General features: G+C 65.6%; 13 protein-coding genes and 4 pseudogenes. 4 read left to right on the top strand and 13 right to left on the bottom strand.

The window, feature by feature from the left end:
* Window positions 1-44: 44 nt before the first annotated feature.
* Window positions 45-977, bottom strand: a complete 933-nt coding sequence (locus QOH60_RS12540; RefSeq protein WP_526420692.1) for a decaprenyl diphosphate synthase — start codon at window positions 975-977, stop codon at window positions 45-47.
* A gap of 163 nt (window positions 978-1,140) precedes the next feature.
* Window positions 1,141-1,866, bottom strand: a pseudogene (recO, locus tag QOH60_RS12535) (DNA repair protein RecO); the annotation flags it as partial.
* Window positions 1,867-2,004: 138 nt separating this feature from the next.
* On the opposite strand from recO, the gene QOH60_RS12530 reads away from it, so the two are divergent.
* Window positions 2,005-2,466, top strand: a complete 462-nt coding sequence (locus QOH60_RS12530; protein ID WP_526420690.1) for a hypothetical protein — start codon at window positions 2,005-2,007, stop codon at window positions 2,464-2,466.
* Window positions 2,467-2,475: 9 nt separating this feature from the next.
* On the opposite strand, the gene era is transcribed toward QOH60_RS12530, so the two are convergent.
* The 10 genes and pseudogenes from era to hrcA all read right to left on the bottom strand — a co-directional run bounded on the left by era (window position 2,476) and on the right by hrcA (window position 10,831).
* The gene (gene era / locus QOH60_RS12525) at window positions 2,476-3,378 is read right to left on the bottom strand and encodes a GTPase Era (RefSeq protein ID WP_526420688.1); all 903 of its coding nucleotides are present in this window, start codon (window positions 3,376-3,378) and stop codon (window positions 2,476-2,478) included.
* 67 nt (window positions 3,379-3,445) lie between these two features.
* Window positions 3,446-3,769, bottom strand: a complete 324-nt coding sequence (locus tag QOH60_RS12520; protein ID WP_526420686.1) for a cytidine deaminase-like protein — start codon at window positions 3,767-3,769, stop codon at window positions 3,446-3,448.
* Window positions 3,750-5,048 carry a CNNM domain-containing protein gene (locus QOH60_RS12515; RefSeq protein WP_526420684.1) on the bottom strand — a complete coding sequence of 433 codons (1,299 nt, stop codon included), beginning with the start codon at window positions 5,046-5,048 and terminating at the stop codon, window positions 3,750-3,752. Before QOH60_RS12515 ends, QOH60_RS12520 begins: the two co-directional genes overlap by 20 nt.
* The gene (gene ybeY / locus QOH60_RS12510; protein WP_526420773.1) at window positions 5,045-5,581 is read right to left on the bottom strand and encodes an rRNA maturation RNase YbeY; all 537 of its coding nucleotides are present in this window, start codon (window positions 5,579-5,581) and stop codon (window positions 5,045-5,047) included. The genes QOH60_RS12515 and ybeY overlap by 4 nt, the downstream gene beginning before the upstream one ends.
* Before the next feature lie 12 nt (window positions 5,582-5,593).
* Window positions 5,594-5,938 (bottom strand): annotated as a pseudogene (locus tag QOH60_RS12505) (PhoH family protein); the annotation flags it as partial.
* A gap of 264 nt (window positions 5,939-6,202) precedes the next feature.
* A pseudogene (locus QOH60_RS12500) lies at window positions 6,203-6,448 on the bottom strand (LAGLIDADG family homing endonuclease); the annotation flags it as partial.
* Between the two features lie 561 nt (window positions 6,449-7,009).
* A pseudogene (locus tag QOH60_RS12495) lies at window positions 7,010-7,708 on the bottom strand (PhoH family protein); the annotation flags it as partial.
* Window positions 7,709-7,891: 183 nt separating this feature from the next.
* Window positions 7,892-8,626, bottom strand: a complete 735-nt coding sequence (locus QOH60_RS12490; RefSeq protein ID WP_526420682.1) for a 16S rRNA (uracil(1498)-N(3))-methyltransferase — start codon at window positions 8,624-8,626, stop codon at window positions 7,892-7,894.
* A 3-nt stretch (window positions 8,627-8,629) separates the two neighbouring features.
* Complete coding sequence (gene dnaJ / locus QOH60_RS12485) at window positions 8,630-9,760, bottom strand: molecular chaperone DnaJ (protein WP_526420680.1); 1,131 nt, start codon at window positions 9,758-9,760, stop codon at window positions 8,630-8,632.
* Between the two features lie 39 nt (window positions 9,761-9,799).
* Window positions 9,800-10,831 (bottom strand): heat-inducible transcriptional repressor HrcA, encoded by a 1,032-nt coding sequence (gene hrcA, locus QOH60_RS12480; RefSeq protein ID WP_526420678.1) that lies wholly within the window; start codon window positions 10,829-10,831, stop codon window positions 9,800-9,802.
* A 148-nt stretch (window positions 10,832-10,979) separates the two neighbouring features.
* Here hrcA and QOH60_RS12475 point away from each other — a divergent pair, with 148 nt between their 5' ends.
* Complete coding sequence (locus tag QOH60_RS12475) at window positions 10,980-11,294, top strand: type II toxin-antitoxin system VapB family antitoxin (protein WP_526420676.1); 315 nt, start codon at window positions 10,980-10,982, stop codon at window positions 11,292-11,294.
* Between the two features lie 102 nt (window positions 11,295-11,396).
* Here the strand turns inward: QOH60_RS12475 and hemW are convergent, their stop codons facing one another.
* Complete coding sequence (hemW, locus tag QOH60_RS12470; protein WP_526420771.1) at window positions 11,397-12,524, bottom strand: radical SAM family heme chaperone HemW; 1,128 nt, start codon at window positions 12,522-12,524, stop codon at window positions 11,397-11,399.
* Between the two features lie 102 nt (window positions 12,525-12,626).
* On the opposite strand from hemW, the gene QOH60_RS12465 reads away from it, so the two are divergent.
* Both QOH60_RS12465 and QOH60_RS12460 read left to right on the top strand, forming a co-directional pair.
* Window positions 12,627-12,719: an Ms4527A family Cys-rich leader peptide gene (locus tag QOH60_RS12465; RefSeq protein WP_526420674.1), complete on the top strand. Its 93-nt coding sequence runs from the start codon at window positions 12,627-12,629 to the stop codon at window positions 12,717-12,719.
* 110 nt (window positions 12,720-12,829) lie between these two features.
* A partial coding sequence (locus QOH60_RS12460) for a ferredoxin-like domain-containing protein (protein ID WP_526420672.1) occupies window positions 12,830-13,608 on the top strand: 779 nt, incomplete at its 3' end.

Raw genomic sequence — 13,608 nt, 5'->3', positions numbered from 1 at the left:
CTCTACCGCTCAGGCACATTATTCGGCTCTGCCGCTCAGGCATATTATTCGGCTCTGCCGAAGCGGCGGTTGCGGTTCACGTACTCCTCGCACGCCGCCCACAGGTCTCGACGGTCATAGTCGGGCCAAAGCTTGTCCTGGAAGACGTATTCGGCATACGCCGCCTGCCATAGCATGAAGTTGCTGGCCCGCTGCTCCCCCGATGTCCGGATGAATAAATCGACGTCCGGTATGTCGGGGCGTTGCAGGTGACGCGCGACGGTGGCCTCGGTGATCCGATCAGGGCTGAGCACACCCTCGGCCACGTCGCGGCTGATATGCCTTGCCGCTTCAGCGATTTCGGCACGGCCGCCGTAGTTGACGCAGTAGTTCACCGTGATGACGTCATTGTTTACGGTCATCTTCTCGGCGATCTCGAATTCTTTGATGACGCTGCGCCACATGCGTGGTCGCGAACCGACCCAGCGCATGTTCACCCCCATCGCGTCGAGGTTGATTCGTCGGCGCGCCACCACCTCCCGGTTGAACCCCATCAGGAAGCGGACCTCTTCGGGGCTTCTCTTCCAATTCTCGGTGGAGAATGCATACACCGAGAGGTGTTTGATGCCCAATTCGATCGCACCGCAGGTGATGTCGATCAGCACCGCCTCGCCCATCTTGTGGCCCTCGGTGCGGTGCAGCCCGCGCTGGGTGGCCCAGCGGCCGTTGCCGTCCATCACAATCGCAACATGGTTGGGTAGCTGGTCGGCCGGGATGTGCGGAGCAGCCGCCTTCGAGGTGTGCTGAGGCGGGCGCCGGGGACCGCCGTCGGGTGCCGGCGGAAGATCCGGAAAGACCACCGGCCACGTCGATTTGTCGGGAAACGTCGGGTAGTCGTCTGGCGCCGGGGGCAGCTGGGGAAACTCGGGCTTCTTCTTGTTGGCCCGTCGCCGTTTGTCAGCCCCCAGCAACGAGCCGCCCACCGGGTTCCGCGCCATGCGTTTCATCCTGCCTGACCAAGTTCACTCGGGCGTCGGCAACCGTACCCTCGACCCTGGAACTTGGCCTTTTGCTCTTCGCGCCGAGCGCTCATCGCCGTTCGTTTGCTCTTCGCGCAAGCGCTCATCGCCGTTCGTTTGCTCTTCACGTAAGCGCTCATCGCCGTTCCACCAGGGGCAACGTGCGCAGTTGACGTTCGAGATGCCACTGCAGGTGCGCGGCCACCAGGCCGCTGGCCTGGCTGCGATACGACTGCGGCGCGGCTTGCGCGAAGTCCCAGTCGCCATCGTGCAAGGCGGACATCAGATCCAGGACTCCCGCCGGCGGAGTGGAGGATCCCGCCGGTCGGCAGTGCACGCATACGCTGCCCCCGGCGGCGACATGGAAGGCACGGTGCGGTCCCGGCGCCGCGCAGCGGGCGCACTCGGTCAGCGCAGGCGCCCAACCGGCGATTCCCATGGCGCGCAACAGATATGCGTCCAGTACCAACTCGCGGGGCCGTGCGCCGTCGGCGACTGCGCGCAAGGCGCCGACCGTGAGCCGATGCAGCGCCGGAGCGGGTGCGCGTTCCTCCCCCGCCAGCCGTTCGGCGGTTTCCAGTACCGCGCACGCGCACGTGTAGCGGCCGTAGTCGCTGACGATGTCGGTGGCGAACGCGTCGATCGACGCCACCTGGGTGACGATGTCGAGGTTGCGGCCGGGGTGCAGCTGGACGTCGATGTAGGCGAACGGCTCAAGCCGCGCTCCGAACTTGCTGCGTGTCCGCCGCACCCCTTTGGCGACCGCGCGCACCAGCCCGTGCTCTTTGGTGAGCAAGGTGACGATCCGGTCAGCCTCGCCGAGCTTGTGCTGGCGCAGCACGACCGCCCGGTCCCGGTACAACCGCATCGGACAAGTCTCGCATTGCCGTCCAACGGAGCCGGGAGGCGACACCGATTGGCCGCCGACCATTTCGGGCATTCGCCAGCGAAGGGCAGAGGCTCACAGCCACACTGGCCCCTGGCGACCACACAGGAGGTACATAACATGGCAACAGCGACGAGGAACTCGACCCTGCTGACATTGTCCGCGGCCGTCGTTGCTCTCGCAGTCGCCGGATGCAACGGCGCCAGCACGAAACCGCAGACGAGCCCGTCGTCGCCGTCGGGCTCGGGCTCGACAGCGCCGGCCTCAACCTCGTCACAGCCGGTTACGACGACATCACCGACCACCACCGCGCAGGCGGCCGGGACCATCACGCTGGAGGTCACCGGGTCGGGGGACGTCTACGCCATCTGGGCAGAACCGTTCGGGTCACTCGCAAGTGATCACGCGACGCTGCCGTTCTCGAAGAGCTTTCCGCTGCCGGCCGACTTGAATTACGTGGCGCTGAACTGGACGAGCAGAGATGACAATCCCAAGGGCTGCAAGATCACCGTGGACACCAAGGTGGTCGTTGAACACCCGCCGGCACCGGCCGGGGTGGAACCGTGCGTATTCCAGCGCTGACGAACAGACTCAAAAGCCGAGCCGGCCAAGCTGCTTGGGGTCGCGCTGCCAGTTCTTCGCGATCTTGACGCGCAGGTCGAGGAACACCTTGGTGCCGAGCAGCTTCTCGATCTGAGTGCGCGCGGCGGTACCGACCTCGCGCAATCTCGCACCGCCCTTGCCGATCACGATGCCCTTCTGGCTCTCGCGTTCCACGTAAAGGATCGCGAAGACGTCGATGAGGTCGTCGCGTCCTTCGCGTGGGGTGACCTCATCGATGACGACCGCAAGCGAATGCGGCAGCTCGTCGCGCACACCCTCCAGCGCGGCCTCGCGGATCAGCTCGGCCATGAGGACTTCCTCCGGCTCGTCGGTCAGCTCACCATCGGGGTAGAACGCGGGCCCGGGCGGCAACTTGGACGCGAGCACATCAATGAGGACGTCGACCTGCTCGCCGGTGGTCGCCGACACCGGCACGATGTCGGCGGCGGCGTCGCCGACGAGCTGGCTGACTGCGGTAAGTTGTTCGGCGACTTTGCCTTTCGATACCTTGTCGATCTTCGTGACGACGACCACCAGCGTGGTGTTCGGCGCTACTGAGCGGATCTGCTCGAAGATCCAACGGTCGCCAGGCCCGATCGCCTCGTCGGCGGGCACGCACCATCCGATGACGTCGACTTCGGAGTACGTGCTCTTCACAAGGTCGTTGAGCCGCTGCCCGAGCAATGTCCGAGGCCGGTGCAGGCCAGGGGTGTCGACGAGCACGATCTGGAAGTCGTTGCGGTGCACGATGCCCCGAATCGTGTGCCGGGTGGTCTGCGGACGCTTCGACGTGATCGCGACCTTGGCGCCGACGAGCGCGTTTGTCAGCGTTGACTTGCCGGTGTTCGGGCGGCCGACGAAACAGACGAAACCGGAGCGGAACTCACTCATCACTCGCCGAGACTGCTGGGAGATCGCACTTTTCCCCGAAATCGTGATCTGTGCGCAGTCTCGGCGATCATTCGCGAACCTTCCCGGCGCGGTCGGTGACGATCACGGTGGCGTCGGCCGCGAGTTCGTGCACCGCCTCGACACCGGCGTCGTCGGCGTCACCGCCGACGAGCACCGCCGACTCCAGCGCTGTCGCACCGCTGGACACCGCCGCCGCGACCGCCGCCTGCAGGGCAGTCAGCCGCAGCGCCGCCAACTCGACGGGTGCGCCCGCATACGTCCGGCCATCGGCATCACGTACCGCGGCCCCGCTCGCCGCCTCGGCACGGGCCATCGCCCCTCTTGCAAGAACCACGAGCTTCGCGTCCTCGTCACTCAAGTGTTCGGGCATCAGGCTCCTCGGGCTTCTCGCAGCTGACCAGCACCGTGCCCACCCGCACACGGCCCCGGTTGTCGTGTCCGCCTTCCGCGCGCAGCCGCAGCCCATGCGAGGTCACCTCCGCTCCCGGGAGCGGGACCCTGCCCAGTTCGAGAGCCAGCAGCCCGAAGACGGTGTCGACGTCCAGATCGTCGGGGAACACAACGTCGTAGAGCTCGCCCACGTCTTCGATCGGTAGGCGCGAGGAGACACGGAAGCTGTTGTCGCCCAAGTCTTCAATCGGCGCGACCTCGTCGGTGTCGTATTCGTCTGCGATCTCACCGACGATCTCCTCCAGCACATCCTCGATGGTGACAAGGCCGGCGATCCCCCCGTACTCGTCGACGAGCAGCGCCATGTGATTGCGGTCGCGTTGCATTTCCCTCAGCAGCGCGTCGAGCGGTTTGGAATCCGGCACGAACACCGGTGGGCGCATGACCTGCTCGACCTTGGTGTCCCGCCCGCCGTTGTTGGAGTAATACGTCTGCTGCACAAGGTCTTTCAGATAGACCACGCCGACGATGTCGTCGACGTTGTCGCCGACCACCGGGATGCGAGAGTGTCCGCTGCGCACGGCAAGCGACGTCGCCTGTCCGGCGCTCTTGTCACTCTCGATCCAGACCATCTCGGTGCGCGGCACCATGACCTCACGCGCCGGGGTGTCACCGAGCTCGAAGACCGACTCAATCATGCGTCGCTCGTCGGGGGCCACCACGCCGCGCTGCTGCGCCAGATCGACGACCTCGCGCAGTTCGATCTCAGAGGCGAACGGTCCGTTGCGGAAACCGCGGCCCGGGGTGATGGCGTTGCCAATCACTACCAGCAGCCGGCTGATCGGGGTCAGAAGCACTGAAATCGCTTGCAACGGAAGGGCCGACGCCAGCGCGATCGTATAGGCGTGCTGGCGGCCCAGCGTGCGCGGCCCGACGCCGATGACCACGAAACTGGCAACCACCATGGCGGCGGCAGCCACCACGAGACCCCACTTCAGCCCCAGGTCATCCCAGAGAAACGCGACCAGCAGCACCGTCGCTGCCGCCTCGCACGTGATACGGAGCAGGACAATGAGATTGATGTACCGCGGTCGATCGGCGACCACTTGGGCGAGGCGGACCGCGCCGGGCCGCTCGTCGCGCACCATTTCTTCCACCCGGGCAATAGATACCGTGCTGAGTGCGGCATCGATCGCGGCGAACACGCCGCCGAGCACAATGAGCGCGATCGCACCAAAAAGCGATGCAAATCCGTTCACGGCTGGTCGAAGTATCGTGACTTGTCCAGCAGCCTGAGGTCCTTTTCGCCTTGCCGATCCTGGTGGTAAGCCTGCACCTGGTCAGCAACCCAGTCCTCGAGCAGCCGGCGTTGGAGTGCGAACATCTCCTTCTCTTCGTCCGGCTCGGCATGGTCGTAGCCGAGAAGATGGAGCACACCGTGAATGGTCAGCAGCGCCAGCTCGTGCCCGAGCGTGTGTCCGGACGCCGTGGCCTGCTCCGCTGCAAACTCGGGGCACAGCACGATATCGCCGAGCATCGCCGGGCCAGGTTCCGGCGCGTCGGGGCGCCCGCCGGGTTCGAGCTCGTCCATTGGAAAGCTCATCACGTCGGTGGGGCCGGGCAGATCCATCCACCGCATGTGCAGGTCGGCCATCGTCGCACTGTCGAGCAGGACCATCGACAGCTCTGCATCGGGGTTGACGTTCAGCTCGGTGATGACAAACCGTGCGACGCTGACGAGCTCGTCCTCGCTGACGTCGAGCCCTGACTCGTTGGCAATTTCGATGCCCATCATGGTCGTTGGTTACTGCGACCTGTGCGCGCGTGTGCCCGCAGCACGCCGCTGAGCGCGGTTCATCGTCAGGGACGAGTCTTCGGCGCGGGCGTACGCATCGACGATATCTGCGACCAGGCGGTGACGCACCACGTCGGCACTTGTCAACTCGGCGACGTGAATTCCGTCAATCGCGTCGAGAATTCCGACGGCCGCCCGAAGCCCGGATGTCGAACCGCCGGGGAGATCGACCTGCGTAATATCGCCTGTGACAACCATTTTCGAGTCGAAGCCGAGCCGGGTGAGGAACATCTTCATCTGCTCGGGCGTGGTGTTCTGAGCCTCGTCGAGAACGATGAACGCAGAATTAAGGGTGTTGTGCGTGAGCAAGAAATCCTCTGTGACGTATAACGAGTCTGCCGCGGCGACGCGAATGCACACCGCCTCCTCAGTACCGGCAGCCTCGATGCGGTGGATGTAACGCATTGGCCGCCCGCCGCCAGCAGCCTCGTATTTTTGTGCTTTGCGTGAAAGACGAAATGGCACCACGCCCGCAGGGAGACGAACGTCAAGTATGTGTGCGTCTGACCGGTGATATACCTCGCGGCCACGAGCGAGTCCAGGCTTCCGATGCGCTGCAGGCCTAGTGCGACAGTAGACAACGCCACCCAGGGACTGAATTAAGAAGACCACGCCGTCACGCAACCGATCAGAAACCGTTGTGAATTGAATTCGGCAAGTCCTCCGATTCTGGGTCACGGGACCACCGTCGGAATCGAAAAGACCCTGAAGAACCGCCAACCGAACGTCAGCGGAGTTGAAAAGGTAGTCATCGGGAATGAACTTGGAAGCGGACGTCGTCCCCGCGATCCCTAATCGACGCATCGCGCCAGTGACCGGGTTCTCATTGCCCGCCCCTCGACCGCGTACGCGGTTGAGTACATAGTCGACCGTCGACTTTCGTCGAACTTTGATGTTTGGGATGAGATTCTCGAGGGCCTCTGCCAGCTCGGGATCCGCTGTCGCGAAACTTGGTGTGGTGGCACATGTGATACATCCATCGCCCAGAAGTAAGCCCAACGCATACGGGTCCATGCTCACCGGCCGCGGCGCGAAAATCACCGGGGCGCTTAGCAAGGGCAATTCGTAACGGTGGTAGTGCGCTGCCCGAAGGTTGCCGATCATCTCCTTCGTCTGCAGCACACGCGCCGGCTTACCGCGTCGCCGGTCGGCCCGGGTGTATACCGACCAGAGGTGGTCTCCAGACGCAAGGGTTGATGATCCATCCTGGGTGTAGACCCGATAGATCTCCTTGAAGCCCTGCGGATAGACTCCTAGGACCTCTGTTGGGGCTCCACTCGAACCAATGACAAAATCGCCAACGCGCAAATCACCGATTGGCCGAAAACCGTTGGGTGTCAGAACCTTCGTGAACATCGGCTGGGCCCTACCCCGCATATATGCCAACGGTGCAACCTCAATCACGCCCGCGCTCATCAGCTTTCCGATGACCTCGGGATCCATCATGTCGTGCAGCGCGTCATACAGCGGTCGCAGATACGGATCGATCTTCTCGCTGAGCGTGCCAGGCAGGAATCCCAACCGCTCACCGGCCTCCACGGCCGGCCGGGTGAGAATGATGCGTGTCACCTGCTTGCTCTGTAACGCGTTGACCGCCTTGGCCATTGCCAGATAGGTCTTGCCGGTGCCTGCGGGGCCGATGCCGAAGACGATCGTGTTCGCATCGATCGCGTCGACATACCTTTTCTGGTTGAGCGTCTTCGGCCGAATCGTCTTGCCGCGCCGGGACAAGATGTCCAGGCTGAGTACCTCGGCGGGAGATTCTCCGGCGTCGCCTGTGAGCATCGCGATGCTGTGACGCACCACTTCGGGCGTGAGCACCTGGCCGCCGGCCACCAGGGCAATGAGTTCGGTCACGACACGCTCGGCCAGCGCGACATCGGCCGGCGATCCAGAGAGCGTGACGGTGTTGCCGCGGGCGTGCAGATCCGCAGTGAGCGCACGTTCCAACGCGCGGAGATTTTCGTCGGCGGAACCCAGCAGGCCCATGATGAGGTCGGGCGGAACTTCGATGCTGCTGCGAACTTTGGGAGCCGGAGCAGCGTTCGTCTCGCGGGGCGTCACGTGGTTACCAGTGCCTGCTTTCGTCCATCTAGGGCCTTCTGCTCTTCGCGCACGCGCTCATCGCTGCCGGTCGCGGCGCTGAGTCAACGGGGTCAGTCTACCGCCGGGTCCCGTCAGCGCCCAGAGGTTATGCGCCCTGCGCGCGCAGATGTAGCAAATTAGAGGGGCAAGTCAAGCGGTGGGTCAGATTTCCCAGCGCGGCGTGAGAACACCCAGAGCCCCCAGCGCAACCGCCGCCGCGGTGGAGGTCCGCAGCACGGTGGGGCCCAGGCGTACCGAGACCGCCCCGGCGTCCGTCAGTACAGCCAGCTCCTCGTCGGTGATCCCACCCTCGGGTCCCACCACCAGCAGCAGTGGATCTGCTTGTGCCACATGCTTTTCAGAGATGACGTCAGTGGCCGACTCATGCAGGACGAGGGCGGTTTGATCGACGGCGAGCCGCGCGAGCTCGGCCGTCGAGACCGGTCCCGTGACAGCCGGGATGCGGGCGCGACGGGACTGCCGTGCTGCGGACCGCGCGACGGCGCGCCATCGCCGTAGGCCCTTGTCGGCCTTCGGTCCGTCCCACCGGGCCACGCAGCGCGCGGCCTGCCATGCGACGAACGCGTCGGCGCCGGCCTCCGTTGCCAGTTCGATCGCCAGCTCCGACCGCTCCGCTTTCGGTAACGCCTGCACGACCGTCACCGCCGGCGAGGACGGCGCGACAGTGGACCGCTCCAGCACGCGTGCCCGCAACGACGTGCGGTCGACGTCCTCAACTTCGCAGTACGCCAGTTCGCCCGCGCCGTCGCCGACCATGAGCTGCTCGCCCTGGCGGATCCGCCGGACGGTGGCCGCGTGGAATCCCTCGTCGCCGGACACCGTCACCACCTCACCGACGCCGGGCAGCGCGTCGACGAAAAAAAGCGGCGCAGACACCAGTCAGCGGCCGGTGAACGTCTCGCGCAGCCGGCTGAAGAGCCCTGCCCCGGCCGCCGAGCTCGTCGACTTGACCTCAGCGACATCACCGCCGCGACGCTTCTTCAAGTCCCGCAATATGTCGGCATCGTGGCGGTCGAGCCGGGTGGGCACCATCACCTCGATGTGGGCGTGCAGATCGCCGCGGGTTGCTGTGCGAAGGTGCGGCATTCCGTGCCCGCGAAGCGTCACCACCGAATTCGGTTGTGTACCAGCAGGAATCGTGATCTCGGTAGGACCGTCGACAATCGCGTTGACGCTCACGCTGGTACCGAGCGCAGCGTCGAACATCGGCACCGCGACCGTGCAGTGCAGGTCATCACCGTCGCGCACGAAGATGTCATGCGGCTGTTCGTGAACCTCCACGTACAGGTCGCCCGCGGGTCCCCCACCCGGGCCGACCTCACCCTGGGCGGCCAGCCGAACGCGCATCCCGTCCCCGACGCCTGCCGGGATCTTCACGCTGATCTCGCGGCGCGCACGCACCCGCCCGTCACCGCCGCAGCGATGGCACGGGTCGAGGATCACCTCGCCGACGCCGCGGCAGGTGGGGCACGGACGCGACGTCATCATCTGGCCGAGCAGCGACCGCTGCACGCTCTGCACCTCGCCACGGCCGCCGCAGGTGTCGCATCGCACCGGCCCGGCGCCTTTGTGGGTGCCCTTGCCCTGGCACGTGTCGCACAACACGGCCGTGTCGACGGTCACCTGTCTGGTCACCCCGTGTGCGCAATCTTCGAGGTCCAACCGCATCCGCAGCAGCGAATCCGAGCCGGGGCGCACGCGTCCCACCGGCCCCCGCGACGCCGATCCGCCGCCGAAGAACGCCTCGAACACGTCCCCGAGGCCACCGAACCCAGCGAAACCGTTGCCGACGCCTGCGGTTTCCATCGGATCGCCGCCGAGATCGACGATGCGCTTCTTCTCCGGATCCGACAGCACCTCGTAGGCGATCTGGACCTCGTGGAAGCGCTCCGTCTCCCCGGGGTTGACGTCGGGATGCAGCTCACGGGCCAGCCGCCGGTACGCGCGCTTGATTTCCGCGTCGCTCGCAGACCTGCTGACCCCGAGCAGTGCGTAGTAATCCCGTGCCATGTGACCTTTCCTACCGACTGTTGCTCTTCGCGCGAGCGCTCATCGACGACCCAAGACGTCGCCGATATACATCGCAACCGCGGCGACACTAGCGATAGTTCCCGGATAGTCCATTCGAGTGGGACCCAACACACCCATGCCGCCGTACACATTCCCGTCGGCCCCGTACGTCGTGCTCACCACGGAGGTGCCTGCCATCTCCTCGACGGCGGTCTCGTGGCCGATCCGCACGGTGACCTTGCCCGCCTCCTGCTGCGCCTGCAGCAGCCGCAGCACGACGACCTGCTCTTCGAGCGCCTCGAGGATCGGCCGCAGCGACCCGCCAAAGTCGGCCGTGTTGCGCGTCAGGTTGGCGGTGCCGCCCAACAGGAGCCGCTCCTCAGCGTGCTCGACCAGCGACTCGAGCAGCACCGAGGCCGAACGGCCGACGGCGTCGCCCAGTGTGCTCTTACCGCCGACCTCCGACGCCAGGTCGGCCACCGCGGCCGACGCCGCTGACAGCCGCTTGCCGTCCAGAGCCTGGCCCAGCATGTCGCGCAGTTGGGAGAGCTGGTGCTCGTCGATGACATCGCCGAGCTCGACGATGCGCTGGTCGACACGGCCCGAGTCGGTGATGACGACGAGCAGCAGCCGCGCCGGTGTTAGGCCGACCACCTCTACATGCCGGACAGTCGACGCCGACAGCGTGGGGTATTGGACGACGGCCACCTGCCGGGTCAGCTGCGCGAGCAGCCGCACGGCACGGCGTAACACGTCGTCGAGGTCGACACCGGATTCCAGGAAGCCCTGAATTGCGCGACGCTCGGCGCTCGACAGCGGCTTGACGTCGTCGAGCCGGTCGACGAATTCTCGGTAGCCCTTTTCGGTGGGGACCCGCCCTGAGCTGGTATGCGGCTGGGCGATGTAGCCCTCAGCCTCCAACACCGCCATGTCGTTGCGCACGGTTGCGCTCGACACGCCCAGGTTGTGCCGTTCCACCAGCGTCTTCGACCCGATCGGCTCTTTGGTGGCGACGAAATCGGCGACGATGGCGCGCAGCACGTCGAAACGACGGTCTTCAGCACTGCCCAATTCAGTCACCTCCCGGGTCTGTTTTCAGTTTACGGTGATCAGCTGCGCCGATACCCATCGAGCGCCACCGGCATCTGCCGTTTGTCGCCGACACGACTACCTTTGCCACCATGGCCCGGACCGGGGACACATTGCATGGTCTACTCCGATGATTTTTAAGGGCGTCCGCGACGGCAAGCCTTACCCGGAGCACGGGTTGTCGCACCGCGACTGGGCACAGATCCCGCCACGGCAGATTCGGCTCGACGAATTGGTCACCACCACAACGGTGTTGGCACTCGACCGGCTGCTGTCAGAAGACTCCACGTTCTACGGCGACCTGTTTCCGCACGCCGTCAAGTGGCGAGGCGTCGTCTACCTCGAGGACGGTTTGCATCGTGCCGTGCGGTCGGCACTGAGAAACCGCGTCGTGCTGCACGCCCGGGTCTTCGACATGGACGAGCTGCGGCCTCAGCAGGCGTGACGGCCGCGCTCGCCGGCCGCGAATCTGAAGTCTCTGCGACCCGCATCGGCGTGTCGTCGCAGACGTTTCAGATTCGCAGCGGCGACGGCAGCGGACGCCGCCTTAATCCAACAGTGCTCGCACTACACCGTCGGCCAAGAGCCGTCCGCGGTCGGTGAGCACAAGCCGGTCGCCGCGTTGCGTGAGCAGCCCGTCGTCGATCGCCGTTACGGCGCGCTCGAGTTCTGAGGTGCGCAGCGCGGCGGTCGGTAGCCCAGTGCTGAGCCGGATCGCCAACATGATGGCCTCGGTGTGCGTGTCCTCGGCGTCTAGCTGTTCGCAGCCGTCAACCGGCAGCCTGCCCTCGGTAAGCAATTGGGCATAAGTGTTGGGGTGCTTGACATTCCACCACCGGTACGAATCCAGATGGCTGTGCGCGCCCGGTCCGGCGCCCCACCACTCTCCGCCGAGCCAGTAGCCGAGGTTGTGCCGGCACTCCCCGCCGGCGCGGCTCCAATTGGAAACCTCGTACCAACACAGCCCAGCGTCGGCGAGCCGCGCATCCAGCAGCTCGTAGCGGCCGGCGAGCACGTCGTCGTCAGGAGCGGCGACTTCACCTCGGCGGACGCGTCGCGCCAGCGCCGTGCCGTCCTCCACCACAAGCGCATACGCGGACACGTGATCCACCCCGGCGTCGACGGCAGCGTCCACCGATGCCACCAGATCGTCGTCGCTCTCCCCCGGCGTTCCGTAGATCAGGTCGAGGTTGACGTGCTCGAAACCGGCCGACAGCGCCTCGCCCGCTGCGGCTATCGCCCGGCCGGGCGAATGCACACGGTCAAGCACTGAGAGCACCCGCGGCGACACCGACTGCATTCCGAGCGAGACACGGGTGTACCCCGCCGCGAGCAGGCCATCGAACAACTCTGGCGACGACGACTCCGGGTTCGCCTCCGTCGTCACCTCGGCCCCGGGGGCCACCGGGAAATGGTCGCGGACCGCACCGAGGACCGCGGCCAGGCGCTCGGCGCCGAGCACCGACGGCGTGCCGCCGCCGACAAACACCGTGCTGACCTGCCGCGTCCCGGCCCGACCGGCGGCCAGTCTCAACTCTTCGCGCAGCGCATCCAGCCACCCGTCGGGGTTCGCGCCGCCGAGCTCAGCCGGGGTGTAGGTGTTGAAGTCGCAGTAGCCGCACCTTGTCGCGCAGAACGGCACATGCACGTAGATGCCGAACGGCCGGGCCACCATGCCTCGAGTCTCCCAGACCACGCCGCTAGCGAATTCCACTCACGCTGAGTGCAAATATCGGCCGGTTATGGCATGTGATCGCACCCGTGGCACAATGGCCAGGTGACCGCCGCCAGCCAGCATTTTCGCGTTTCTCTAGTGGCGCGACGGCACGTCGATTTCAAGCGCGTCTGTAGCTGTTGCTGTCTGCCTTGATGTCGTAGACCCGACCACCAGAACTTCGAGCTGGCATCCGGATCTGCGCCGCCGGACAGCCACCGGTGTAGAGCGCGACCCGCAGCCGGCTCCGACCAGGAGCCCGACCAATGACCACCGCACCCGAATCCAAAGCCAAGCCGCCCAAGCGGCCCCGCGGCGAGGGCCAATGGGCGCTCGGCTACCGCACCCCGCTGAACCCCAACGAGCAGTTCAAGAAGGACGACAACCCTCTCCACGTGCGTGCCCGCATCGAGAACATCTACTCCAAGCGCGGATTCGACAGCATCGACAAGCAGGACCTACGCGGCCGGATGCGCTGGATGGGCCTGTACACGCAGCGCGAACAGGGCTACGACGGCACCTGGACCGGCGACGACAACATCGACCTGCTCGAAGCCAAGTACTTCATGATGCGGGTGCGCTGCGACGGCGGCGCGCTCTCGGTGCCCGCGCTGCGCACGATCGGCGCGATCTCCACGGAGTTCGCGCGGGACACCGCCGACATCTCTGACCGCGAGAACGTGCAGTACCACTGGATCCGGATCGAGGACGTGCCCGAGATCTTCCAGCGCCTCGAAGCCGTCGGGCTGCAGACCACCGAGGCGTGCGGCGACTGCCCGCGCGTGGTGCTCGGATCGCCCCTGGCCGGCGAATCACTCGACGAGGTCCTCGACCCCACCTGGGCGATCGACGAGATCGTGCGCCGCTACATCGGCAATCCCGAGTTCTCGAACCTGCCACGCAAATACAAGACGGCGATCTCCGGACTGCAGGACGTCGTCCACGAGGTCAACGACATCGCGTTCATCGGGGTCAACCATCCCGAGCACGGGCCGGGTCTGGACGTGTGGGTGGGCGGCGGGTTGTCCACCAACCCGATGCTCGG

The sequence above is a fragment of the Mycobacterium sp. genome (assembly GCF_032159765.1).
Lineage (GTDB): Bacteria > Actinomycetota > Actinomycetes > Mycobacteriales > Mycobacteriaceae > Mycobacterium.
The sequence above is the reverse complement of the archived record's forward strand: the minus strand, read 5'-3'. Positions and strand labels throughout refer to the sequence as shown.